The sequence below is a fragment of the Sulfurimonas sp. genome (genome assembly GCF_047622445.1).
GTDB lineage: Bacteria > Campylobacterota > Campylobacteria > Campylobacterales > Sulfurimonadaceae > Sulfurimonas.
In genome coordinates this window covers 30,146-55,611 of record NZ_JBLHOE010000011.1, presented here as the reverse complement: position 1 = coordinate 55,611, position 25,466 = coordinate 30,146, and the positions used below count along the sequence as shown (strand labels likewise).

Annotated in this window: 22 protein-coding genes and 1 CRISPR repeat array; of the genes, 16 read left to right on the top strand and 6 right to left on the bottom strand. The window is 33.0% G+C overall.

Annotated elements, in window-relative coordinates; genetic code table 11:
- Window positions 1–42: 42 nt before the first annotated feature.
- A CRISPR array of direct repeats spans window positions 43–2,230; the repeat unit is 28 nt; unit sequence GTGAACTGCCGCATAGGCAGCTTGGAAG.
- 368 nt (window positions 2,231–2,598) lie between these two features.
- The 5 genes from ACI9TV_RS04110 (at window position 2,599) to ACI9TV_RS04090 (ending at window position 9,158) form a co-directional block, all read left to right on the top strand.
- Complete coding sequence (locus ACI9TV_RS04110) at window positions 2,599–3,423, top strand: formate/nitrite transporter family protein (RefSeq protein WP_415249485.1); 825 nt, start codon at window positions 2,599–2,601, stop codon at window positions 3,421–3,423.
- Window positions 3,424–3,521: 98 nt separating this feature from the next.
- Entirely contained in the window at window positions 3,522–3,962 is a 441-nt protein-coding gene (gene cynS, locus ACI9TV_RS04105; protein WP_415249484.1) for a cyanase, read from the top strand.
- 17 nt (window positions 3,963–3,979) lie between these two features.
- The gene (locus ACI9TV_RS04100; protein WP_415249483.1) at window positions 3,980–5,698 is read left to right on the top strand and encodes a protein kinase domain-containing protein; all 1,719 of its coding nucleotides are present in this window, start codon (window positions 3,980–3,982) and stop codon (window positions 5,696–5,698) included.
- Window positions 5,699–5,769: 71 nt separating this feature from the next.
- Complete coding sequence (locus tag ACI9TV_RS04095) at window positions 5,770–7,467, top strand: EAL domain-containing protein (protein WP_415249482.1); 1,698 nt, start codon at window positions 5,770–5,772, stop codon at window positions 7,465–7,467.
- Between the two features lie 200 nt (window positions 7,468–7,667).
- Window positions 7,668–9,158, top strand: a complete 1,491-nt coding sequence (locus ACI9TV_RS04090) for a sensor histidine kinase (RefSeq protein ID WP_415249481.1) — start codon at window positions 7,668–7,670, stop codon at window positions 9,156–9,158.
- Between the two features lie 324 nt (window positions 9,159–9,482).
- On the opposite strand, the gene ACI9TV_RS04085 is transcribed toward ACI9TV_RS04090, so the two are convergent.
- Both ACI9TV_RS04085 and ACI9TV_RS04080 read right to left on the bottom strand, forming a co-directional pair.
- Window positions 9,483–9,992: a methyl-accepting chemotaxis protein gene (locus ACI9TV_RS04085; RefSeq protein ID WP_415249488.1), complete on the bottom strand. Its 510-nt coding sequence runs from the start codon at window positions 9,990–9,992 to the stop codon at window positions 9,483–9,485.
- A 708-nt stretch (window positions 9,993–10,700) separates the two neighbouring features.
- Window positions 10,701–11,885 (bottom strand): EAL domain-containing protein, encoded by a 1,185-nt coding sequence (locus ACI9TV_RS04080; RefSeq protein ID WP_415249480.1) that lies wholly within the window; start codon window positions 11,883–11,885, stop codon window positions 10,701–10,703.
- Window positions 11,886–12,131: 246 nt separating this feature from the next.
- Here ACI9TV_RS04080 and ACI9TV_RS04075 point away from each other — a divergent pair, with 246 nt between their 5' ends.
- The 8 genes from ACI9TV_RS04075 to ACI9TV_RS04040 all read left to right on the top strand — a co-directional run bounded on the left by ACI9TV_RS04075 (window position 12,132) and on the right by ACI9TV_RS04040 (window position 22,339).
- Complete coding sequence (locus ACI9TV_RS04075; RefSeq protein WP_415249479.1) at window positions 12,132–13,514, top strand: CmpA/NrtA family ABC transporter substrate-binding protein; 1,383 nt, start codon at window positions 12,132–12,134, stop codon at window positions 13,512–13,514.
- Between the two features lie 170 nt (window positions 13,515–13,684).
- Window positions 13,685–14,500, top strand: a complete 816-nt coding sequence (gene ntrB, locus ACI9TV_RS04070) for a nitrate ABC transporter permease (RefSeq protein ID WP_415249478.1) — start codon at window positions 13,685–13,687, stop codon at window positions 14,498–14,500.
- The gene (locus ACI9TV_RS04065) at window positions 14,500–15,294 is read left to right on the top strand and encodes an ABC transporter ATP-binding protein (protein ID WP_415249477.1); all 795 of its coding nucleotides are present in this window, start codon (window positions 14,500–14,502) and stop codon (window positions 15,292–15,294) included. Before ntrB ends, ACI9TV_RS04065 begins: the two co-directional genes overlap by 1 nt.
- A gap of 48 nt (window positions 15,295–15,342) precedes the next feature.
- Window positions 15,343–16,980, top strand: a complete 1,638-nt coding sequence (locus ACI9TV_RS04060) for a protein kinase domain-containing protein (protein WP_415249476.1) — start codon at window positions 15,343–15,345, stop codon at window positions 16,978–16,980.
- A gap of 17 nt (window positions 16,981–16,997) precedes the next feature.
- On the top strand, window positions 16,998–18,314 hold the full coding sequence (locus ACI9TV_RS04055) for a hypothetical protein (RefSeq protein WP_415249475.1): 1,317 nt from the start codon (window positions 16,998–17,000) through the stop codon (window positions 18,312–18,314).
- The gene (locus ACI9TV_RS04050) at window positions 18,315–19,406 is read left to right on the top strand and encodes a trypsin-like peptidase domain-containing protein (RefSeq protein WP_415249474.1); all 1,092 of its coding nucleotides are present in this window, start codon (window positions 18,315–18,317) and stop codon (window positions 19,404–19,406) included.
- 3 nt (window positions 19,407–19,409) lie between these two features.
- Window positions 19,410–21,359: a M3 family metallopeptidase gene (locus ACI9TV_RS04045; RefSeq protein ID WP_415249473.1), complete on the top strand. Its 1,950-nt coding sequence runs from the start codon at window positions 19,410–19,412 to the stop codon at window positions 21,357–21,359.
- Window positions 21,359–22,339 carry an endonuclease/exonuclease/phosphatase family protein gene (locus ACI9TV_RS04040; protein WP_415249472.1) on the top strand — a complete coding sequence of 327 codons (981 nt, stop codon included), beginning with the start codon at window positions 21,359–21,361 and terminating at the stop codon, window positions 22,337–22,339. Before ACI9TV_RS04045 ends, ACI9TV_RS04040 begins: the two co-directional genes overlap by 1 nt.
- Here ACI9TV_RS04040 and ACI9TV_RS04035 read toward each other — a convergent pair.
- A complete protein-coding gene (locus ACI9TV_RS04035; RefSeq protein WP_415249471.1) occupies window positions 22,325–22,732 on the bottom strand; it encodes a Fur family transcriptional regulator in 408 nt (135 codons plus the stop codon). The two genes, ACI9TV_RS04040 and ACI9TV_RS04035, sit on opposite strands and share 15 nt — an antisense overlap.
- A gap of 111 nt (window positions 22,733–22,843) precedes the next feature.
- Window positions 22,844–23,251, bottom strand: a complete 408-nt coding sequence (locus ACI9TV_RS04030; RefSeq protein WP_415249470.1) for a Fur family transcriptional regulator — start codon at window positions 23,249–23,251, stop codon at window positions 22,844–22,846.
- 154 nt (window positions 23,252–23,405) lie between these two features.
- Between ACI9TV_RS04030 and ACI9TV_RS04025 the strand changes: the two genes are divergently transcribed.
- Entirely contained in the window at window positions 23,406–24,014 is a 609-nt protein-coding gene (locus ACI9TV_RS04025) for a hypothetical protein (protein ID WP_415249469.1), read from the top strand.
- On the opposite strand, the gene ACI9TV_RS04020 is transcribed toward ACI9TV_RS04025, so the two are convergent.
- On the bottom strand, window positions 23,981–24,319 hold the full coding sequence (locus ACI9TV_RS04020; protein ID WP_415249468.1) for a hypothetical protein: 339 nt from the start codon (window positions 24,317–24,319) through the stop codon (window positions 23,981–23,983). The genes ACI9TV_RS04025 and ACI9TV_RS04020 overlap by 34 nt on opposite strands.
- Before the next feature lie 98 nt (window positions 24,320–24,417).
- Between ACI9TV_RS04020 and ACI9TV_RS04015 the strand changes: the two genes are divergently transcribed.
- Both ACI9TV_RS04015 and ACI9TV_RS04010 read left to right on the top strand, forming a co-directional pair.
- Window positions 24,418–24,777: a PH domain-containing protein gene (locus tag ACI9TV_RS04015; RefSeq protein ID WP_415249467.1), complete on the top strand. Its 360-nt coding sequence runs from the start codon at window positions 24,418–24,420 to the stop codon at window positions 24,775–24,777.
- Entirely contained in the window at window positions 24,770–25,072 is a 303-nt protein-coding gene (locus ACI9TV_RS04010) for a hypothetical protein (protein WP_415249466.1), read from the top strand. The genes ACI9TV_RS04015 and ACI9TV_RS04010 overlap by 8 nt, the downstream gene beginning before the upstream one ends.
- Here ACI9TV_RS04010 and ACI9TV_RS04005 read toward each other — a convergent pair.
- Complete coding sequence (locus ACI9TV_RS04005; protein WP_415249465.1) at window positions 25,069–25,224, bottom strand: hypothetical protein; 156 nt, start codon at window positions 25,222–25,224, stop codon at window positions 25,069–25,071. The two genes, ACI9TV_RS04010 and ACI9TV_RS04005, sit on opposite strands and share 4 nt — an antisense overlap.
- Between the last annotated feature and the right edge of the window lie 242 nt (window positions 25,225–25,466).

Here is a 25,466-nt window from a genome sequence, read left to right as displayed (position 1 = left end):
AGCTTGGAAGTGCGTAATTAATGTCAAGTGTATAGCTGTCAAGTGAACTGCCGCATAGGCAGCTTGGAAGTACGACAAACCAAATAACAAGGTTTTAGTAACGTGAACTGCCGCATAGGCAGCTTGGAAGTCTGGAACTCCACAGCACCAAAAGGCTACAAGGTGAACTGCCGCATAGGCAGCTTGGAAGATTTTTTATATCTTGCTTAACATCTTCTCTTGGTGAACTGCCGCATAGGCAGCTTGGAAGAGTAAGAATATATTTCTCAAAAGTATTCATCAGTGAACTGCCGCATAGGCAGCTTGGAAGTTGCCCTTCGATGCTAGAATTAGGAACTTTCGGTGAACTGCCGCATAGGCAGCTTGGAAGAATTTATCAAAAGAGGCATAGAGGGTTGAGAGGTGAACTGCCGCATAGGCAGCTTGGAAGGTCAATGTCTGTAATATCTAAAGCGTTTAATAGTGAACTGCCGCATAGGCAGCTTGGAAGACAAGATAAGTTCTTTATAGCTGAAGAGTCATGTGAACTGCCGCATAGGCAGCTTGGAAGTAAGTCCTGGTCTTTCTCCCTGTTTAAATACTGTGAACTGCCGCATAGGCAGCTTGGAAGTGTTTGATCAAAAAACGTAGTGACGATTCTATGTGAACTGCCGCATAGGCAGCTTGGAAGTAATCTTTACGACACTCCAAAAACTGCCTCACGTGAACTGCCGCATAGGCAGCTTGGAAGACTGCAACACTTTAATTCTAGCGTAGAAGATAGTGAACTGCCGCATAGGCAGCTTGGAAGAAGCGGTTAGTTTTTCTTTGTCTGCACCAACAGTGAACTGCCGCATAGGCAGCTTGGAAGGTACAGACTAAAAGAAACCAAACCAAAAGAGTGTGAACTGCCGCATAGGCAGCTTGGAAGAAAATAAAACACAGTACGGAAACCCAAATAACGTGAACTGCCGCATAGGCAGCTTGGAAGTGACTTCGAGCAAGTTGAGTCATTAACTTCTGGTGAACTGCCGCATAGGCAGCTTGGAAGGGTTAGCTTCAGCTATTGAATTATACTCCGTTGTGAACTGCCGCATAGGCAGCTTGGAAGGGTTAGCTTCAGCTATTGAATTATACTCCGTTGTGAACTGCCGCATAGGCAGCTTGGAAGTTTTGAATACTTCTTAATCATAACAACTCCTTGTGAACTGCCGCATAGGCAGCTTGGAAGTATCTCCGGCGGTAATCGCTCCACGTGCTGTAGTGAACTGCCGCATAGGCAGCTTGGAAGTAGAGAAGTAAGTATTGATGAAGTGTTACATAGTGAACTGCCGCATAGGCAGCTTGGAAGTAGATATATCGAAATCTGTATCGCCTAGCCCTGTGAACTGCCGCATAGGCAGCTTGGAAGTTTTAATTTTGAGTATAGTAACTATGAGACACGTGAACTGCCGCATAGGCAGCTTGGAAGTAAACTATGGAGACAGACTTATACAATGAAGGGTGAACTGCCGCATAGGCAGCTTGGAAGATCATTGCTGAAGTAGCGTGTCTAACCCCATCGTGAACTGCCGCATAGGCAGCTTGGAAGTTATACTCTTCAGCTAATTCAATATAATAATCGTGAACTGCCGCATAGGCAGCTTGGAAGTTGAGTAGTTATATCTTCTTCTATTGTTCCTAGTGAACTGCCGCATAGGCAGCTTGGAAGTAAAAACAGAAGAGTTTGAAGGGGAAGTTTATGTGAACTGCCGCATAGGCAGCTTGGAAGTAAAAACAGAAGAGTTTGAAGGGGAAGTTTATGTGAACTGCCGCATAGGCAGCTTGGAAGAGTTAGAGAAATCATCTCTATCGTCTTGTGTCGTGAACTGCCGCATAGGCAGCTTGGAAGATTTTTATCTTCTAAGCCTGTGAATTGCACAAGTGAACTGCCGCATAGGCAGCTTGGAAGTATCTCATACATTGTAGATTTACAAACAAATTGTGAACTGCCGCATAGGCAGCTTGGAAGAAATTTTTCCATCTGTTTAGTATCAAAAGTATGTGAACTGCCGCATAGGCAGCTTGGAAGCGTAGGTGCTTGGTAGGATTGTTGTTGTTGCAGTGAACTGCCGCATAGGCAGCTTGGAAGCGTAGGTGCTTGGTAGGATTGTTGTTGTTGCAGTGAACTGCCGCATAGGCAGCTTGGAAGAAAGGCTACTTCATGCAGAAGTTGCACAAGCAGTGAACTGCCGCATAGGCAGCTTGGAAGTTCTTTTAATATAAGCAATTATACAAACATTTAGCTTGCTAATGTAAAAGAATTACTTACAGAAACAGAAGTAACTGGAATTTCACTAAGTGATGTAAATGGATATAGTCGTCAAAAAGATTATACTGAACTTTATCGTGGATGATTACTTTATAGATGCTGTGATAGTTACTATTTATTTTTGTACCAAATAGAATCTAAAAAGCATATGACTTATTGCTTAAGAATTAGCCAATACCTTAAACTCTCATCTTATCCAAGTATGCCCTAGGAATATTTCATAATGATTAAAAATTATACAGCTTTTATGTATATAAATTAGATTAATAATATATAATATGTAATCTTATACGTACTAAGGAGAAAATATGGCCTATTTAGAGCCCTCAGAGTTTGTAACAAAAATGGTTGATTCAGGTGAATCAAAAGTATATATGTCAACACAAGACACATTAATTAGAGCATTTATGGCAGGTGCAATATTAGCACTTGCAGCAGTTTTTGCAATTACTGTTGCAATGAAATCAGGTTCATTTATATTAGCTTCAGCATTGTTCCCTGTTGGTTTCATAATGTTGTACTTAATGAAGTTTGACTTGTTGACTGGTGTATTTATGTTAGTGCCATTAGCTTGGTTAGACAAAAGACCAGGTGTAACAATTCCTCAAATTTTACGAAATTGGGGCCTAGTTGCTCTTGGTAATTTAGGTGGTGCATTAACAGTTGCATTTATGATGGCTTTTATTTTTACTTATGGTACCTTTGATAGTGAAATTGCAGGCTTTGGTGGTCAGATAGCAAAAAAGGTTGCAGGTATTGGTGAAGCTCGTACTTTAGGATACCAAGCACATGGTATTTCAGGCTGGATAACAGTCTTTATTCGTGGTATGCTTTGTAACTGGATGGTTGCAATGGGTGTTGTTGGTGCAATGGTATCTACTACAGTAAGTGGTAAAGCTATTGCAATGTGGATGCCAATTATGCTGTTCTTCTTTATGGGTTTTGAGCACTCTATTGTAAATATGTTTTTATTTCCATTTTCATTAATAATGGGTGGTGATTTTACAGTTGGAGATTATCTTTTATGGAATGAACTTCCTGTTGCTTTAGGTAACTTAGTAGGTGGTTTATTATTTACAGGGCTAACTCTTTATTATACACACGTAAAAACGGGTCCAAAAAGAAAAATATAATACGTAAGTTTTAGAGATAGTTTTATACTATTCTCTAAAATAAATATTATTTTTGAACTATCTAAGATATTTCAATAATATTATTTAAAGGTAAAGAAATGACAAAACTAGAAATGACTGAAGAGATTTTAGCTGCGAAAAAGAACTTAGGTTTAGGTTGGGAAGAGATTTCTACAAATGTATCACTAGGGTCTGTGTTTCTTACATCAGCTTGTTTAGGAAAAAATAGTTTAAAAAAAGAATATGCAGATAAACTATGTAAAATATTAAAGTTAGAAGATCAAGTTTCAATCGCTTTACAAGAATTTCCCAATAAAACTTGGGACTTTAGTATTCCTCAGGACCCTCTTGTATATCGTTTTTATGAAGTTGTTGGAGTATATGGAGATACAATTAAAGAGCTTATCGGCGAAAAATTCGGAGATGGGATTATGAGTGCTATAGATTTTTCTATGGATATTGAAAAAGAAGAAAACCCAGCCGGAGATAGAGTTAAGATAACTATGAATGGAAAATTCCTACCTTACAAATCTTGGTAAAAGGAAAGAGATAAGCTTTGCAAAACCAACTAAATATATCAGTATCTCAAGCAACATCTAAAGGTTTAAAAGAAATAAATCAAGATTTTCATGACACAAGAATCCCTATAGGCCATCAGTTTATAAATAAAGGAATAGCAATAGCTATTGCCGATGGGATTAGTAGTAGTGATGTCAGTCAAGATGCGAGTAAGTTATCTGTAAATTCATTTTTAGAAGACTACTATAGTACTCCAGAGTCATGGTCTACTCAAAAATCTGCAAAAAGAATCATCAATGCTATTAACTCATGGCTATACTCTAAAAGTCGTCAAGGTGAATACAGATACGACCGAGATAGAGGCTATGTATGTACCTTTAGTAGTATGATTTTAAAATCAAATACTGCTCATATATTTCATGTCGGAGATGTACGTATTTATAGCTTAAGGGACAATGCGCTCAAGCAACTGACAACAGACCATCGATTATGGATATCCGAAGAAAAAAGCTATTTGAGTCGGGCGTTAGGAATGGATAGTGAAGTTTTAGTTGATTATGAAAAAGTTAAAATTTCAAAAGATGATATATACCTTTTTATGAGTGATGGAGTATATGAATTTTTAGAGTCTCAACAAATAATTGATATCCTAGATGAAGAAGATATATTTGAGAATTCTGCTGATAAACTCCTTCAACTAGCTTTAGAAAATGGAAGTGATGACAATCTAACAGTACAAGTCATACGTATAGACTCCATACCAGCTAAAGATGTTACTGAAATTTATCAAGAGTTGCAAGAAAAAGAACCTGCACCTATCTTAAAGCCACGAGATACACTAGATGAGTATTTAATAATCCGTGAGTTAAGCTCAAATCATAGAAGCCATGTTTATTTAGCCCTTGACACGCAGATAAAACAAAATGTTGTCATAAAAGTTCCATCCATTGATTTAAGAGATGATAAAGTTTACCTTGAGAGATTCATGATGGAAGAATGGATAGCTAGACGTATAAATCATGTAAATGTATTAAAATCATATCAGCAGTCTAAACCGAGAAGCTGTCTATATACTGTTTTTGAATACATTGAAGGACAAACTTTAGCACAGTGGATGATAGATAATCCTAGCCCATCTATCGAAACTATTAGAGTAATGATAGAACAAATTGCAAAAGGTTTACAAGCATTTCATAGACAAGAAATGATTCACCAAGATATAAGACCTGAAAATATACTGATTGATGAAAATGGAGTAATAAAGATAATAGACTTTGGTTCTACAAGAGTTGAAGGTATTGAAGAAATCAATTCACTGATACAACAAGAGAATATGCTTGGAACATTACAATACTCAGCACCAGAGTATTTTCTACAAGAAACAGGTACTACCTCTAGCGATATATATTCTCTTGGGATTATTACTTATACAATGTTAAGTAATAAATTTCCATATGGGACTAATGTAGCAAAGGCAACGAGTAAGTCTGCACAACGAAAATTGAAGTATGACTCTTTATATACAGATGAATATGACATACCATACTGGGTAGACCAGACACTCAAAAAAGCTTTACTTCCTAATCCTTTTCACCGTTACTCACTGTTATCTGAGTTTACATATGACCTTCGTCATCCTAATCAAAAATTTATAAGTACATCTCAACCACCTATATTTGAAAGGAATCCTATTGCTTTTTGGAAAACTGTTTCTATAGTTTTAAGTTTTGTGATACTTTATTTATTATCAAAATAAAAAGATTTTATAGTTAAATTTATCTTGTTATTTTACGATATAATCTATGATAATATGAAATAGGAATAAATATGTCCATAAATCTTAAAGAACTTACTAGAATGAGTATAGGATTAAAGCTTCTTTATGTGGAAGATGATGATTCAGCTCGTGAGACGACTCTTAAGTTACTAAACAATTTTTTTAAAGATATTACTGTTGCAGTTGATGGTAAAGATGGAATCAAACAGTTTGAAGACGGTAGCTTTGATTTAATTTTAAGTGATATAAATATGCCCAATCTTAATGGTATAGAAATGCTAAAAGTCATAAGAGAAAAAAATCAGGAAATACCAATACTATTTTTGTCCGCGTACAACGACAGCCAATATATTTTACAAGCAATAGAATTAGATATTGAAGGCTATATACTAAAACCATTAGAACAATCCCAATTCTTAAAAGCAATTTTTAAAATAGTTCAAAAAATAAAACTTTTAACCTTGAACTTAAACTATAAAAATGAGCTTGAAGCGGAAGTGAAGAGTAGGAATGAAGAGATAGAATATAAACTAAATTATGACTCTTTAACAAAACTTTTTAGTCGCTACTCTTTTTTTAGAGATATTAAGAGATTGGACTCTCCCGTTATTATACTTATTGACATTGATAAGTTTAAAATAATCAATGAAGTTTATGGAAGTGATGTTGGCTCAAAAGTTTTAGAAAAATTTGCCACTTACCTGAGTCTATACGGGGAAGAAGAAACATGCTTGCTTTATAGACTCTCTGCAGATGAGTTTGCCATTCTTGACACAAGTAAATATATCGATACAGACAAATATGAATCACTCCTAGAAACATTATTTAAAGAGTTAAATAATCTCAAAATCAAGATTGGTGAATATATTATTACAGTGGATATTACCATAGGACTCTCAAGCGTAAAAGAAAATGGTTATGAGAGCGCTAAGATAGCACTCGATTACGCAAAAAAACATAAAAAACCTTTCATAATGTATTCATCTTCAATAGACCATAGAAAAGAGAGTGGATTAACTCTCAAATGTAGAGATAATATATCTTCTGCGATTGACGATAAAAGAGTTCTTGCCGTTTATCAACCTATTGTTAACAAAGAAGGTAAAACAGTTAAGCATGAGACTCTTATGAGATTACAAGAGGATAAGACTCTAGAGCTGATATCTCCATTTCACTTTTTAGATGTTGCTATTAAAACCAGACTTTATGAATATTTATCTTCTACAATTATATTTAGCGCTTTAAATAAATTAAAAGATTCAAAGCATACTCTTAGTATAAATTTTACATATAGCGATATTAATAATATTCCATTAATTACAAAAATGGATGAGTTTTATTTAGAAAATAAAGAGATAGGAAATAGATCCATTTTTGAAATTACCGAGAGTGAAACAATAGCAAACTATGACGACGTAAAAAATTTCATAAAACATTTTCGCAAGTATGGTGTAAAAATTGCCATAGATGATTTTGGATCTGGTTTTTCTAATTTTGAGTATATTTTGGCAATAGAACCTGATTACTTAAAGATAGACGGTTCTTTAATCAAAGATATAGATACAGACTCCCGTGCACATACTCTCGTAGAAGCAATAGTGCAGTTTTCTCATAAGCTTGGTATTAAAGTAATTGCGGAGTACGTTCACTCCAAGATTATCTTTGAAATGCTTAAAGAGCTTGACGTTGATGAGTATCAAGGTTATTATTTTTCTGAGCCATTAGAGGAAATAGGACATATACAATGATCAAAAAACTCAACTCATACTTGGGTAATTCAGTGGATAAGCTCAGTATTCTTATTATCACGTTGGCAACGGGCATTCTAATATGGAATGTAGTTGTTGATTATAATGGGCAATTACGGTCTTTGCAAGACCAAGCACGATATAGCAGTCAAGTTACCGCACGTGGGCTGGACTTGTTACTGAGTGAACGTCAACGCACTATGTCGGTATTTGCCGAAGGTCAGAGCGAGTTGTTAGAAGAGCTATCTAGAAATCCTAAAGAAGAGACCATTGATCTAATTAGAGAGAACTTAAAGCGTCACTTTCCGTCTTTCGTGTCGTTTGCCATAGCAAATGAAACGGGTAAGCTTATGTTTGCTGACTTTGATGATAGTATCGGCGATATATGTCGAATTGGCTTGGAAAAGTTTGTCTCCGGTAACAAACAAAGGATCAGTGAAATTCACCCAATGTCATATAACTATCACTTTGATATCCTCTCAATTTGGGAGTATCACGGACAAAAGTTAGCATTGTTCGTGAGCTTTAACCCACAAGTACTCGCAGAGTTAATGAGTGATGAACAATTATTTGGGCATCAGCTGATGATTACACATACCGGTAAACATGGACTTATTGAAGTAACCTCGCAAGGGAGCCGTGATAAACTCCATGAAGAAATTCTCCTTAGTAGAGACGATCTAAATCGACTTACACAGCATGGTTCCGCTACTCAGCTCAAGTCAAATCCCTTATGGCAGGTGGTAGACCTGCCTGAATCATCATTGCTAAAATCTTACGCTAATAAGCTAATCTTGAAGTTATTCATCATCATTATACTGTTCTTATTTGTGCTAGCTCTATCGCTACGCTGGCAGAGGCAACGTAAGGTTTTCATCGATACACAAGATACAACTAACAAGGAGATAAATAAAATCCTTGAACAAAGAGTTAAAGACGAAGTTGAGAAAAATAAAAAACAAGACCAACAACTCTTGGCACAAACAAGAATGGTCCAAATGGGAGAGATGATTAGTATGATAGCCCATCAATGGAGACAACCATTAGGAGCTATTGCCGCGACCACCATCGATTTAAAAATAAGGATGGAGTTACAAACTTATGATTTAGAAAATGCTAAAGGTAGAAAAGATTGTGAAGAGTATTTTACGAATGGACTCAATCGCATAGGAGACTTAACTCAAACTTTAACAACAACTATCGACGACTTTCGAGACTTTTACAAACCTAAAACTACTTTTCAAAGACTAGAAATAAATAATCCAATTAAAAAAGCATTAAACATTATGAAAGGCTCTCTTGTATCAAATGATATAAAAGTTATGAAACATTTCAACTCTTCAAATAAATTAGAAATTTTAGAAAGTGAATTTATGCAGGTTATATTAAACATCTTAAAAAACGCAGAAGATAACTTCGCTCAAAAAAAGATAAGTAATGGTGAAATAGTTATATCAACTCAAGATAATAAAGATGGAACTACAGTAACAATTCTAGACAATGGTGGAGGGATTCCAGAAGATCTAATAGATAAAATTTTTGACCCGTATTTTTCAACTAAACATGAAAAAAACGCTACAGGTTTAGGTTTGTATATGTCTAAGACAATTATAGAAGATCATCATAATGGTGTACTAAGCATACATAATCAAGATAATGGCGTTTGCTTTACAATAGAGTTATTTACTTAACTTTCGCACCTAAATCCAAGTAAATCTTGAGTGCTGCTTCGTAATGTGGCTATTATGCTCGTAAAATCCTTATTATTTTTTCCATAATTTCAATAATCTCTTCATCACTTATTTCTAAATCAGTAGAAGCGATAGGGATGAGTTTCTCTTTAGTTTTTGTCCACACGCATCCACTTGCGCGTATAGGCAGCTTGGAAGGAAACTGTTAAATCATGCTTCAGATTAATAGCGTGAACTGCCGCAGAAGGAGTCCTATTGCTTTTTTGAAAACTATTTCTATAGTTTTAAGTTTTGTTATAGTCTATCTATTCTAATACTCTTTCACTACAACTTAAACTTCTCGGTATTTTCTTTAAGAGAGTCAAAATACTCTATAATGAGATAAAAATTCTCTTTAAGTTCATCTGAAATATGGATGATTTCACCAGAGTTATTCATAAAATTTTCAATACTTTCTTGCATTGTTATAGAATCATCTTTAATTGATTTTATAACATTTGTAATATCTAAAGTGGACTTTTGACTTTTCTCTGCTAACTTTCTTACCTCATCAGCTACTACAGCGAAGCCACGACCATGTTCACCAGCTCGAGCTGCTTCTATAGCAGCATTTAAAGCAAGTAAATTCGTTTGTTCACTCACATCTTTAATAATGTCTACAATAGTTGTAACCTGACTTATGGACTGAGATAACTGGTTTGCATTTTCAGAAATGCCATTAAGGGTTGGAAGAAACTCTTCATTACTCCAATTTGATAAATTCTTCAATTGTTCATCTGTAACTTGTGATGTTTCCTGTGACTTTAAAATAGCTTTTTTAATTTGTGAAATCATTACTTTAAAATTTTCTATAATATGGTTTACTGGTTCTTGGTAATGTGGTAGTTGATGTTCTTGTGGTAATGTCAGAGTACTACTTATATCTCCATCAGCAATACTTTCTATCATTTTAATAATAGGAGCTGACTGATCTAACATAAATTTTTTTCGTATCTCAAATTCTGTTCTTCTATCCCTTAAAATAATATAAGTATTTATCAATTTATTATCTTCATACACAGGAACAACAAAAACAAATACAGGGATATTATCTTCTTTTTTTGTTGATATATACACAACTTCTGTAGTAAAAGTAGCCTGTTTATCAATTTTTACAACTTTATTTATAAAATCACATAAAGCACACTCTCTATTATTTTTACTTATCAATGGCAGTAAAGGCGGTTTTAAATCCAATTCTACCTCATCAATGTGCAAGAAAGATGCTAACATGCTATTTCGATTTATAATATTTAAATCTTTATCTAGTATAGCAATAGCTGTAGGAAAATTATCTACAAAATCTGCATAAAACTTTGTCTGTTTTGTCTTAAGCTTTAAAAGGTATTCTAAGGCTTTTTCATTATTTATATACTCATACGAGCTATGTAAGTATAATTCCGTTTCTATAGCTTTAATTTCATAATCTATCTTTTTTTCTATAGAGTTTAATTCTTTTTTATATTTATTTGTAAACATCAAAATTCCCTTTTTATTAAAATATTAATCTAAAATATCTAAACATACAATATAAGAACAATCACTGATACTTATCTTAGATGAATACGTTCTACACATATTTCCACTAGCTTTTGATATATATCTATTACCAAGATAATCACCACGTGAAGAATCTTTAGCAATAAAATAATAATCCCTTAGACTATGATCATGTCCTTCTTTTGTAGGCTTGTATAAATATCTCTCATTTGCATTAATATAAGTCTTGCCAACTTGAATTCCATCTTCACAGTTCATTAAATATATAGCTTCAAGTTTATCATTTTCCAAAAATATTTCATCAATAGCCACGAGATTATCGATCTTTTGTGTCTCAATAATATCAAATACTCTTTTAGATAATATTTTAGATTTATCTAATAAGAGTTGCTTTTTACTTATTTCTTCTTTTATAATTGTTTTATACGTATATCCAATATTCTTTATAGACTTAAATATATCCTCTTTTTTTTCACTGTCTATAACACTGCTAGGCCTAGCAAACCAATAGCCCTGAAATATATCTATGTCTTTTTGCATGCAGCAAAGTACTTCTGAACTATTCTCAACTCCTTCTGCTAAAACCATAGAACCTATCTGGTGGCACATATTTGCAATAGCCGTCAATATTTCAGAGTTTATAAAATTGCTGTTCACATTGTATACAATGGACCTATCCACTTTTACAATATCAGGTTTTATAAATTCAAGTCTATCAAAACTAGAATAGCCTGTACCAAAATCATCAATAGCGATGATAAATCCTCGTTTTCTATATCTAGTAATAAATCTTCTTAAAGCTTGTGTATCTTTTATCTTGTCTTCTTTTATCTCTATAACTATGTTTGATGTAGCAATATTATGTTTATACACCACAGATATAAAATCATCATCTATATCATTTTCAATGATTGATGGTTCAAAATTTAAAAAAAGTAATACACTTTTATCTTCATGGTAATAAGTATTGAACTTTTCTAATGCCAATTCTCTTACATAATTATCTAATGTACAAGACAAACGCTCTTTACGTGCCTGTTCAAACAAATATAATGGTGAAATTAAATCATTATTTTCATCATATGCTCTTGTCAATGCTTCATACGCAAAGGTTTTTTTATCTTTGATGGAGACTATGGGTTGTAAAAATATTTCTATCTTTTTATGTTCTATTAAATAATTAATCATAAATATATTATATATAACTAAAACTATAAAATAATCATATATATGTATAAATATCATACAATATTTACACATATATATACAATTATTAAAATAATATACCAGGTAATGGATATTACTCTAAATATTTAAAATAAACTTAGTAGAAAATATAAATACTATTGATTAATATTTAATCAATTAATTGGATATTTAGTATTCTTTTTTTATTACAATTCCTCATAACAAATATAACTTCAAGGATATAAGATGCTAAAAAAATTAGTAGGTTTAGGTTTAGGATTGTCATTAGTTGCTAGTTCTGTGTTAGCTGCAGAATTAGAGAAAAAGAAATTAACTATAGGTTTCATAGCACTAACGGATTGTGCACCAATCGTTATAGCTGAAGAAAAAGGTTTCTTTGACAAATACGGCTTGGATGTTCATGTTGTTAAGGAAGGTGGTGGTTGGCCAGGGATTCAACAAAAAGTTATCTCTGGTGAATATGACTTTTCTCACGCCCTTGCAGGTATGCCAATTGCAGCGACTTTAGGGATTAATGGTAAAGCTAACCTTCAAGCTGTTCTTTCACTTGACTTTAATGGTAACGGAATTACATTCGGTAATAAAATCATCAAAAAAATGGAACAATATGGTATGGATAAAACAGCTCGTCCTTTAACATCTGACGCACTTAAAAAGTATATAGATGCGAAACATAAGGCTGAGGGAGACAACTACCAACCACTTTCATTTGGTATGGTTCACCCAGTTTCTACACATAACTACGAGTTAAGATATTGGATGGCATCCTCTGGAATTGTTCCTGATCGTGACACAACTATTAAACCATTTCCACCACCAACAATGCCATCAAACTTAATCGCTGGTAACATCGAAGGTTACTGTGTTGGTGAACCTTGGAATGAAAGAATCGTTTTAAAGAAAAAAGGTTCAACTCTTGTAACTAACTACGATATCTGGAACAACAACCCGGAGAAAGTTCTTCAGACTCGTGCTGACTTTATAGATAAAAATCCTGAAACTACAAAAGCTGTAATGAAAGCAATTTTAGAAGCGCAAATGTGGCTAGATGCTTCATGGGAAAACCGTAAAGAAGCGGCAAAAATCATGAGTAAACCTAACTATGTTAAAGCTCCTGTTTCTGTACTTGAGAAGTCTATGACTGGTACATTTCAGTACTTAAAAGGTCAAGAGTCTGAGCCAAATCCTCAGTTTAATGTTTTTGCAAATTACTATGCAGCATATCCTTACTACTCACATGGTATGTGGTTTATAACTCAAATGTACAGATGGGGTCAAATTGACAAAGCGGTAGATATGAAAAAAGTTATCGAGTCTGTTTATAGACCAGACCTTTTTGCTGAAGTTGCGAATGAACTTGGTTATAGCTTACCTCCAAGCCCTTGGAAAAAAGATGGTGTTGATAAATACAACATGTTTATGGATGGAAAAGTATGGGATCCAAACAAAGCAGTTGATTATATCTTCTCTACAGGTATTGACGAAGCGAAGGTTTCTAAAGAGGAACTAATGAAAGTGAATCAATGGACTGTTAAAACTGAACAACCAAATTATGTATGTCCTTATGGACCAGCTGGATGTGCTGATCCGAAATACGTAACTAAGTAAATCTTATATAAAAAATTGAGTATCTTATCGCTAGATACTCAACAATATATATATGTAAGTACCTAGTAGATTATATAAAACTTCCTTTTTATTATATCTCCTCAAAAATACTAGGTACTTTCATATGTATATTAAAAATTTACTTATACATACAAAAAAGGAAGTTAAAAATGAATAAAGAGACGATTAAAAGAATACTTTTACCACTCTTGGTACTTATATTAGTAATCCAATTTTGGTCTGGTATAGCCCATATAGTAGAAGATTTTCCAACACCAAGTGATACTTATGTTGCTGCATTTGGAGGAATAAATGTAGATGGAGATGAGATTACAGGAGTATTATCAGATCCCTTTTATATAGAAAACCAAGATGACAAAGGTCTATTTTGGCAAATTATGGAATCTTTAAAAAGAGTATTTGCAGGGTTTTCTTTAGCAATCTTAGTAGGTGTACCATTTGGTTTGATGCTTGGAATGAGTAAAAATGCACAATATGCGTTTGATCCATTTATACAAATATTTAAGCCAATTTCACCACTTGCATGGTTACCATTACTGTTATTTATATTTCAAGATATAAATATAACAGCGATTTCAACCATTTTCATTACATCAATTTGGCCTATTATTATAAATACGGCTCTTGGCGTAAGAAGTGTAAGTGAAGATTATATGAATGTTGCCAAGGTATTAAGATTTACAGCTTTTGAAAAAATTATTCAAATTATATTACCGGTTTCTGTTCCATTTATATTTGCAGGAATGCGTTTATCTCTTGGTATTGCTTGGTTAGTTATTGTTGCTGCTGAGATGTTAACTGGTGGTATTGGTATCGGTTTTTGGATTTGGGATGAGTATAACAACTTGAATTACCACAATATTATTATTGGTATTATCATTGTTGGTCTGGTTGGGTACTTCTTAGACCTAATCATGGGGAAAATTTCAGATTATTTTGATTATACAAAAAAAGGTAGAGCGTAATGAGTGAAGAATTTTTAAGTTTAAAAAATATTGAAAAGAGATTTCCAATACCTGGGAAAGATGATTATGTAGCTGTTACAGATGTTAACCTAGAGATACAAGAAAACGAAATCATTGCTATCATCGGTCATAGTGGTTGTGGTAAAAGTACACTTCTTAATATGATATCTGGTCTTGATGCACAAACAGAGGGGTCTATCACACTCGAGGGCAAAGAGATAAAAGGTCCTGGACCTGACCGTGCTGTTGTTTTTCAAAACCATTCACTTTTACCTTGGTTGAGTGTATATGAAAATATTGAGATGGCTGTCAAAAAAGTTATGCCAGAACTTGCACCTTTTGAACTTAGAGAGAGAGTTGAGAGATATATCAGTATGGTAAATCTTGACCATGCAAAAGACAAAGCACCAGGTGAAATAAGTGGTGGTATGAAACAACGTGTTGGTATTGCAAGAGCATTATCTATTACTCCAAAAGTTCTTCTTATGGATGAACCGTTTGGAGCACTTGACTCACTTACTCGTGCAAACTTGCAAGAACATTTAATGAGGATTCAGCAAAAAGTAAAAAATACAGTAGTCATCATTACACACGACATCGATGAAGCAGTTTTACTGAGTGATAGAGTTATTATGATGACCAATGGTCCTGATGCAACTATTGGTGAAATACTAGAAGTCAATTTAGATAGACCTAGAAATAGAGTTGAGTTACAACACGACCCTGAATACATTCGATGTCGTGAAGCGATTCTTAGCTTTTTATATGAAAAGTTTGCTAAGGATGACGAGTAGGCTACAAGCTTACTTTTGATATTATATATTTTATAAAAAAGGTTTACCATGGCATCTAGTAACATAAAAAGTTCAGGTTTTTCTTTAGCTAAAAGAAAAGAATTAACAGGTGATGATTTCTACGATGTAAAATCTATTGGTAATTTAACAGTTGCCATAGTATGTGATGGGGTAGGAAGTGCAGCCGAAGGTGCAGAGGCTGCTAAAAGAACCACTAACTACCTTATAAATAATCTCAAAATTCGTCCAAAAACATGGAGTATTGAAAAATCTATTATTAGTTTTATAAAATCTATTAACGCCATTCTTTACCAAGAATCACAAGTCAACTACCAAAGTACCGAACTTGTTACTACCTTAACCATTGTCATCATAGAAGGAAATCAACTCTACGGAGCAAATGTTGGAGATAGTCGCGTTTATCTTTATAGAGATAAGAATATTAACCAACTCTCTTTGGACCACTCAATGGACGAAGCAGGATATGAAAATGTTTTAACGCAAGCCATTGGTATTGACAAAGATGTAGAACCGTTTTATTTTGAAAATATCATACAAAAAGATGACAAGATTTTACTTTGTAGTGATGGTCTGTATAACTTAATGAGTGAAGACCGTTTAGAAAAAGGTATCCTCTTGGGTGCTCATTCTCTTGTAAAAAAAGCAAGTACACTTATGGAAGATAATCTTCCAGATGATACAACAGCCATTGTACTTGATATACTAAAAGCTGATGAATTTGTAACACTTAAACAACAAAAACTCCCTATTCCCGAGTCCTTAAAAATTGGACAAATTATCGATGGCTACACTTTAGAAAAATCACTTATTCAAAATGAAAGAACATGGCTTTGTTCTAAAAAAACCAAGAACTATGTCATTAAATTTGCACCTTTTGAGTGTATAGAAAACGATACTTCTCTTGATTTATTTGTAAAAGAAGCATGGAATGCTAAACGACTTAAAGCGCACTTCTTTCCAAAAGCAGTCATCCCAAAAAACCGTACACAGAGATACTATGTCATGCAACTCTTTGATGGTGAAGATTTAGATTCGTACCTTACTCATAAACAATTGACTATAGATGATTCGGTGAAGCTCGCTTCAACACTCCTAGAGATGTGTCAATTTTTACTCAAATATGACCTTGTTCATGGAGATATAAAACCAAACAATGTAATGATTGCTAAGGATGATAATGAAAATCTAGAATATAAAATCATTGATTTTGGAAGTATTACAGAGATTTTTTCGCTCAATTCAATAGCCGGAACACCTTCATATCTTTCGCCAGAGAGATTTAAAGGCGAATCTATTAGTGAATCAAGTGAAATATTTTCACTTGGAGTTACTCTGTACCTATCATTAACTGGAAAATATCCCTTTGGTGAAGTTGAACCTTTTCAAACACCTGTCTTCAAAGAAGCCAAAAAACCAAGTATTTACAACAAAAATATTCCTGGTTGGCTCGATAGTGTTATCCTTCGTTCAATAGCTATCGACAAAGAACGTAGATATGAGCATTATTCAGAAATGACATATGAGATACAGTACCCTCAAAAAGTAAAACCTTTTTTTAACAAGCATGCAAGCTTGATAGAACGTTCACCATTAAGCTTTTATAAGGCTGGTTTCATTATAATGACGCTATTAAATTTCTTCCTTATTATTTGGATGAATGCTTAAAACTATAAAGTGAGTGAATGAACTGGCTAAATTTTTTCGATAACAAAACTACACCTCTAAAACATCCTTTTGGAAGAGGTATTAACGCGAAACTCTCTGAGAATGAAGAAGAACTTTTCAATAAATCTTATGAAGCTTTTGAGAGTAAAGATATTTTAAAGGCATATGAGTACTTTTTTAAATCTTTAGAAAACTTCACCAATGAAGATTCAAACCAAAATATCACAACAAGACTTGAAAATGAAAAGTTGTATTTTGAAATCTTTCAAGGTACTGCAAAAGTCACAGGTTATATTACGCAGGAACATTTGTATGCAGAAGCTATCATTACAAAAACTTCATCTGCAAGTGTCGCTGTTAAAAGACATATCCTTGATAGAAATTATCAACTTACTTATGCGTATTACTTCACCGATGATGAGTATATAAAACTAAAACTCTACCATGATAACATTACAATGAATCCACACAAAATATTTTTCCCACTTCGTGAGATAACTTTAAATGCAGATTTTGATAAAGAATATATGAAGAGTGAATTTGAGGGTATAGTACTTGAAGATATTTCTCATTTAGAAAAACTCGATTCTAATGAAGTACAAATAAAATATGACTTTATGCAAAACACAATAACTGAAGTAGAACAAAAAATAAAAACTCTTCCATCCAATGACAATGCAGGGATGCAAGCATTTCTTCTTTTGAATACACTATATATGCTTGATTATCTTCTTGTAGCAAAATACAATATTTATCAGAAATCAAGTAAGAAAATTCAAGAGTATTTTACTGAAGAAAACTCCACAATGGAGTCTAAAAATAATGAGCTTAGAATATATATAGATAAACTTCAGGCAATGAGCTTTGAAGAGTTTTCATCTAATTTTTATAATGCAAAATATACATTCAACCAAACCGATAAAACACCTAAAGAAGAGATGGATAATTTTATAAGTGAATCACTTTTAAAAATTCGTTGGTATAAAAATAATCGCTACACACAAGTTATCTCTACAATTTATAAATATATTTCGTTCTATGTACTTTACAATTATGGTCTAAACCTTGTTGTTAAAGAGCTACTTCATACACTTGTAGAGATTCAAAACCCTATCTTTTTTAAAGACCTCGGATACACTGAGCTATATAATGAAAAAGAAGAGAGTTTCTCTAAAAAAACTATTATAAAAAGAATAGAAGATATTATCCAGCCACATCAAGATCGTTACAAGCTTTTAGAAGCTTTTGGTGAAGAGTTAAACTTTAGTTCCTTAAATGAGTTTAGTAACAGCTTTTACCTTCAAATCCAAAACTTGAATTTTGAGGAAATATAGATGAATACGCAAATTATCCTTGAAAAATATATAGACAGTATCATCCAAATAATGACTCCTCATGGAACGGGAACTGGTTTTATTATAGGTAATCTTATCATCACAAATTCTCATGTTGTTGCTGGGCTTAAAGAAGTTGTTGTAAGTGCAAAAAAGATTAAAAGAATTATTGCGCCTGTTGTGTATGATGATCCTTATTTTGACTTAGCATTTATAGAACTTGAATCGTTAGAGATTCCAAAAACCCCACTTTTACTTTCTAAAGAAACTGTTTCAGATGGAGATACAACTATAGCTGTTGGGCATCCTTATGGTTTAAACTATTCTGCGACTGAAGGAATTGTATCTCGTGCTTCAAGACTTCAAGATGACCTAGAATATATCCAAATAGATGCAGCGATTAACCCAGGAAATAGTGGTGGACCTCTTTTAAATGTAAAGGGTGATGTGATTGGTGTGAACACTTTCATTATCCAAAATGCAAATAACCTTGGGTTTGCCCTCCCCTACTTTTATGTGCAAGAAGCTTTAGATGCATTTTTAGCTTCAAAGAAAAAAAACCTTATAAAATGTACTTCTTGTAAGAACCTCATAGAAGAGAAAGATATTCAAAATGATTACTGCTCTCTTTGTGGTGTAAAAATGCAAACTGCAAAACTAAGAAGAAAAGGGTACAAACCTACAGGTCCAACAAAACTTATGGAAGATATTTTAACTTCACTTGATGTTGATGTAAACTTAGCACGAAGAAGTCAATCTACATGGAGAATAGACCATGGAACTGCTCGTATAGAGATAAACTACTACGAAAATGGAATTATTATAGGAGATGCCAAACTTTGTGGAATTCCATCTGAAAATATTGAAGCGGTATATGACTACCTTTTGAAAGAGAATTCAAAACTATCATACTTACAACTTTCAATCAACGAAAATAGTATCTATCTCTCTTATCTTATTATTGATTCTTCTTTAACTCTAGATGAAGGAAAGACTGCACTTCAAAGACTGATGGAATACTCTAATAAATATGATGATATATTGATACATAAATACAAAGCAATAAAACAAAAACGAGATGAGGAAGATTAAAAAATGAAAGAATTTTTAGAGTTTACAATAGATTTAGACACGTTTATAGAAGAACTACAAAACAGATTAACAGCAAATGAGACAAAAGTACAAGAACTTTTAGCTCAAACAAATAAGTCATATGCAAACTTTGTAAAACCATTACAAATCATGGATGAATACTTGGGACAGTTTTTTACTCCGCTCTCACACATCAATTCTGTAAGCAACACAGATAAAACGCAGAAAGTATATAGTGATGCCCTTCCAATCATTACTGAGTATTCAACAAAACTTTCTCAAAATCTAGAGATTTATAAAGTCTATAAAGAAATTGAAGAGAAGGAGAAAGGTACCCTGAACTTCACGCAAAATAGAGTGATCGAATTAAATATTGAACATTTTGAACATAGTGGTGCACACCTAGATGACACAACTAAAGAAAGACTACAAGAGATAAATATTCGTAAAAGCGAGCTCTCTAACAACTTCTCTCAAAACTTACTTGATGCAACAAATGCATACGAATATATCATTAGCGATAAAAAAGATGTTGAAGGCTTGCCGGAGAGTGATATTGCAAATGCCGAATTTGATGACGAGGGTGTAGTAAAGTATAAATTCACGCTACAGATGCCATCATATATTGCATATATGACCTATGGTAAGAATGCTCAAATACGTGAGACTTTATATAAAGCTTATGTAACTCGTTGCCCTGAAAATGCAGCAATCATTGATGAGATTTTAGCACTTAAAAATGAGATGAGTCAACTTCTTGGATTTGATAGCTATGCGGCATATTCTCTTGCTGGGAAAATGGCTGAAGATGAAGGCACTGTTCTAGGCTTTTTAGAAGATTTAATTAAAAACTCTAAAGCACAAGCTAAAGTAGAATTAGCAGAAGTGCAGTCTATCGCTCCAAAAGCATTACAAAGTTTTGATAGTGGATTTTACTCAGAAATTTTGAAAAAAGAAAAGTATGACATAGATGAAGAAGAATACAGACCTTACTTTGAACAGCAAAGTGTCGTTAAAGGAACATTTGAGTTTTTACATTCACTCTTTGGAATCCGATTTGAAAAACTTGATGAAAAATTATGGGATGAAAAAGCAACTTCTTATAACTTATATGTAGAGAATAAGTTGACTGCTAGACTTTATATGGACTTAGAAGCTAGAAAAGCAAAGAGTGGCGGAGCTTGGATGCATAATTGGCAAGCACATTGTACAGATGAAGACGGTAAAGAACAACTTGCATCTGCTTTTGTAGTATGTAATTTTCCTGCTTCAAGTGCAACTACTCCATCACTTCTACGTCATGATGATGTCGTAACTCTTTTTCATGAAATGGGACATGCAATTCACCATATGTTAAGTAGTGTAGATGAAAATGAAGTAAGTGGTGTAAATGGTGTCGAGTGGGATGCAGTTGAATTTCCATCTCAGTTCTTAGAAAACTTTGCTTATGAACCAAAAGTTCTAAAACTCTTTGCACTTCACCATGAAAGCAAAGAGATTATTCCTGATACTATGATAGAAAAGCTAGTAAAAAGTAAAAACTTTTTATCTGCTTCTGGAATGCTTAGACAATTAGAGTTTTCCATCTTTGATTTTAGACTTCATATGAAAGTTCATAGTGGTGATGAAGTGCAAAATTTACTTAACAGTATAAGAAAAGATACTGCACTCATTCAAACACCTTCGTACAATAAATTCCAAAACGGGTTTGCACATATCTTTGCTGGTGGGTACGCGGCTGGGTACTACTCATACAAATGGGCAGAAGTTTTAAGTGCCGATGCCTTTTTCTCTGTTGTTGATGAAGGAATATTTGATTCAAAAACTGCTAAAAAATATCTTGATATTGTTCTTCGAGGTGGAGGATCTAAAAGTATGAGTTCCTTATTTAAGGAGCTAATGGGACGAGAGCCAAATCCATCTAACTTGCTGAGACTCAATGGCATCTCTTAATGAAAATATTTGCTCTTTTGCTCTTTATTCTGAGTTCCTTACTTGGAGATAGAGTTTTGAAGATTGCAACATATAATGTCGAAAACCTTTTTGACTTATCTAACACAAAGTACAGATACAAAGAGTACAAACCAAATACAAAATCTCTTTGGAATAAAAAAAACTATAGAATCAAGTTAAAAAATATTGCCAAGGTAATTAAAGATATTGATGCTGATATAATAGCCCTGCAAGAAATTGGTTCTATACAAGCACTCAAAGACTTGAAACTTGAGATAAAGAAACAGGGTTTGTACTACAAATACTTAGATATAGCCGACAGAAAAAATACCTCAATCAAAGTTGCTATTCTTTCAAAAGTTCCTTTTCGTTATTCAAAAGATTTGCAAGTAAGGGCTGGCTATAAATATAGAAATATTCTTGAGACTAAATTTACCATAGACTCTCATAATTTTTATATCTTTACGAACCATTGGAAAGCAAAGTCAGGACCAGAGAGTATGCGAGTAGTTTCAGCTAAAAAACTACGTCAAAGAATCTTAGAAATTGGGGAAGATAAAAACATTGTTCTGGTAGGAGACTTCAACTCTGACTATGAAGAGTACATCAAATTTAAGAGAAAAAGAAAACATAACGATACCTATGGTAAAACTGGTATAAATCATGTCCTAAAAACATTAGAAATAGGTAATAACAATTTTTACAACCTTTGGTATGATACACAAGAGGAAAATCGCTATTCTTATATATTTAGAGGAAAAAAAGAAGCACTTGATAACATTATAGTATCTCCTAGTCTACGTAACACGAAGGATGTCTCTTATATAAATGGTTCTATACGCAACTTTGATGAAAAGTATTTATTTAAAAAGAAAAAGATTTATAGATGGCAAATGACTAGAGGAAAGATTAAAAAGCATAAGGGTAAAGGTTATTCTGACCATCTCCCTGTAGTTGCTAAGTTCTTATTTAAGAGTTAAGCATCTCGGACAAACTCCATTAAAAATCAATGAGTTAGAACTTAGGTGGTAATTGCTCACATTTTGAGCTTTGTTAAGAATCTCTTGCACGTCTAGGTCTATATCCATGACCGTACTGCACTTCGTGCAAGTAACGTGAGAATGTTCATTTTTTTCTAACTCAAAAACATTTTTTTGATCTGGCAACTTTACTTCTAATAGAAATCCCTTTTCAAGCATTATATTTACATTTTTATATATTGTTGCCAAGGAGATTGAAGGAAATTTCATTTGTAAATTTATGTATAAATCATTAATGTTCATGTGACCATTGTGAGATAAAACATCTACAATCTCTAATCTTTGTGGAGTTGCTTTGAGATTATGTTTTTGTAATAGTGTAGTATTTATCATATGCTATTCCATTTATTTTCGTTAAATAAATTGTACCTTAGAATAGCTTAATACTAGGATAAATTTTATTATCCAAGAAACATATTTTATAGGTTGAGAAAAATAGAAGAGTTAAGACTTAGTACAAGAAGCGCATGTTCCACAAAATATAAGACTCGATGTATCTATGCTAAAACCGCTTTGCAATTCTGCTGCTTCAAGGAGTTCGCTAGTATTTATTGTAAGATCTAAGATTTCATTGCACTCCAAACATACAACATGAGAATGTTCTGCTTTCATAATTTCATATACATTTTTTTTATTTGGAATTTGCACTTCGCTGAGGAGTAACTTTTTTAGCATTATATTAATATTTTTATATACTGTGGCAAGTGAAACTGAAGGAAAGCTAGCATAAAGTAAAGCATATAGTTCGTCTACATTAATATGCTGATGAGTAGATAAAAGAGTAACTATTTCTACCCTTTGAGGAGTAACAGTTAAGCTTTTTTCTTTTAATAATGCAACAACATTTAGCATACATATTCCTATTGTGATTTCTATAACATTATACATCGACTTTCTTTATTATTTCTAAATAATCATTATCTTTTACTATTTTTCTCTCACTTACTTACTATATTATCCGTAATTCGGATAATATAGTAATCCCAATTCATGTAAGGATGGCATAATGACGATGAAGGAGATAAAATCACTTTTAGATATTCCAACAAGTACTATGAGTGACTGGGATAAAAGTGTAAAAAGAGCGAAGCTTGCAAAATTATTGAAGAACATTGATATAGATACTGTTAATCGTTTACTAAGAATAGAAGACAATTCACCAAAGTACAGCCAAAAAACACAAAAAATAAGACTCAATAAAAAATTATTTACAAAAGATATTTTATGGGCAAAAGAAGATGGTTCTGAAGTCTCCATAAAACACTTAGTATCTGCCTTGTTTAATATTCCCAACCAAGAAGATACTACTAAACTTTTAGAGCTTTTTGGTGAAGTAAGAGTTAGAAATATTCTTAAAAAACAGAAATTTATTATGCGCCTTGATGATTATAATGAGATGGATGAGCAGATACAATATGTACTTTCACCAAATACCTACCATGAAACACATGAGCTTCCCCCAATAGATACTATTTTACATCATCCTAAACAAAGACATATTGATAGATTGAGGCAAATATACTCTGAAGATGTACTTTTAGATATTGCCAAAGAAAGTCAGGTTAACCTAACGACACTCCTTCAAATTAAAAAGTTTCTACTTATCTCAGCTTGAAGAATCTTTTTTACATAGATAATTTCTTCTTGTCTCTTTTTAGCATAACTATCATATGTAACTTTTATCTTTGTATCCTGAGAAGAATTCAACAACTTTATTTCTTCTATAAATAGCAGTAATTCATCTCGTCTTTGCCTAACAAGTTCATTGTCTAAATACAGAACCTGCTTTAGCTTTACTCTTTCTTTTACAACACTCTTTTCTTTTTTCTTATAGTTTATTTTACTTTTGAGAACTGGTTCTTCCCATTCACCAAAATGATCTACCATTTTTTCTAAAATTATCTCTGAATGTTGATTCATTTTATACCCCGTATTATATTCAAAAGGTAAAGCACATAGAGTTCCAAAGCTTCCTAAACATCCCTTATGCTATAATTTCAACAAAATTAAGGATTATAATGAGTAATGTACTAATAGAGGCAAGACCGTCAATGATGAGGAACTCGCCTATATCTGCAATCATATTTGGAATTTTAACATTGGGTCTTGTTCCATTTTTCTGGAGAGGTGGTCAAATTCTAACCATCTATGAAAATGGCGATATCACATACCAAAAAGGGATAGCTTCAAGAGAAAAAATTGAGCTTCAAGCATCTGAAATTAGAACTGTAAAAGTAAAGCAATCATTGTTTGCTAGAATGATGAACGCAGGAAACTTAGAGATATATACAACAGGTGATGCTCCAGAAGTTTCTATCTCAGGGATTAGTAAACCTGATGAAATTAGAGAAACTCTTAAAAAACTACAAAATGTCTAATACAAACACTAATAATACACTCGTAATATTTGCCTATATAGTTGGTGCTATTGCTATGGGACTTTTTATATACTTTCTGGTAATTCCATATAGTATAGAGTTTGTAAATGTCTATTTTGAAGAAGGTATCGGCCTTAAATCTGCTGCTGTCATCTCATTTTTTGTGAGCATTGCTACTGTCGTACTTTTTGCAGTAGTAGGCGGAGATGGACTCATCGGTGAAGTACAGTATATGTTTGCTGCATTTTTCACTTACTTTTTTATTATATGGCTTTTAGTCGCTTGGATATTTTAATCAAAACAGCTTTTTTCATCTTCTTCATATTGAGGTGGAGGTGATTGTTTTTCAGAATCATACTCATAATCGTATTCTTCTTCACCGCCATAATCATAACCATAGTTGTTATCTAATTCTTCGTCTTCCCTGTCATCAATATAAACTAACATGATAAATCCTTTTATCTATTAAATCCCTATAGTGGATACCTTTTATATTTTTATTCACTATCAATATGAAATAATGTATAAACACATCCTTGTATACAATAAATCGTCATAAACTATAAATAATTAAATATTATTTATTTATAAAGATTTTCTAAGAGATATGCATAAGGTACATAAAGAAGAATTTAGGCATTATTTAAGAATGTCTAAAACTATAGATATAACGAAAGAATATCTTTTGC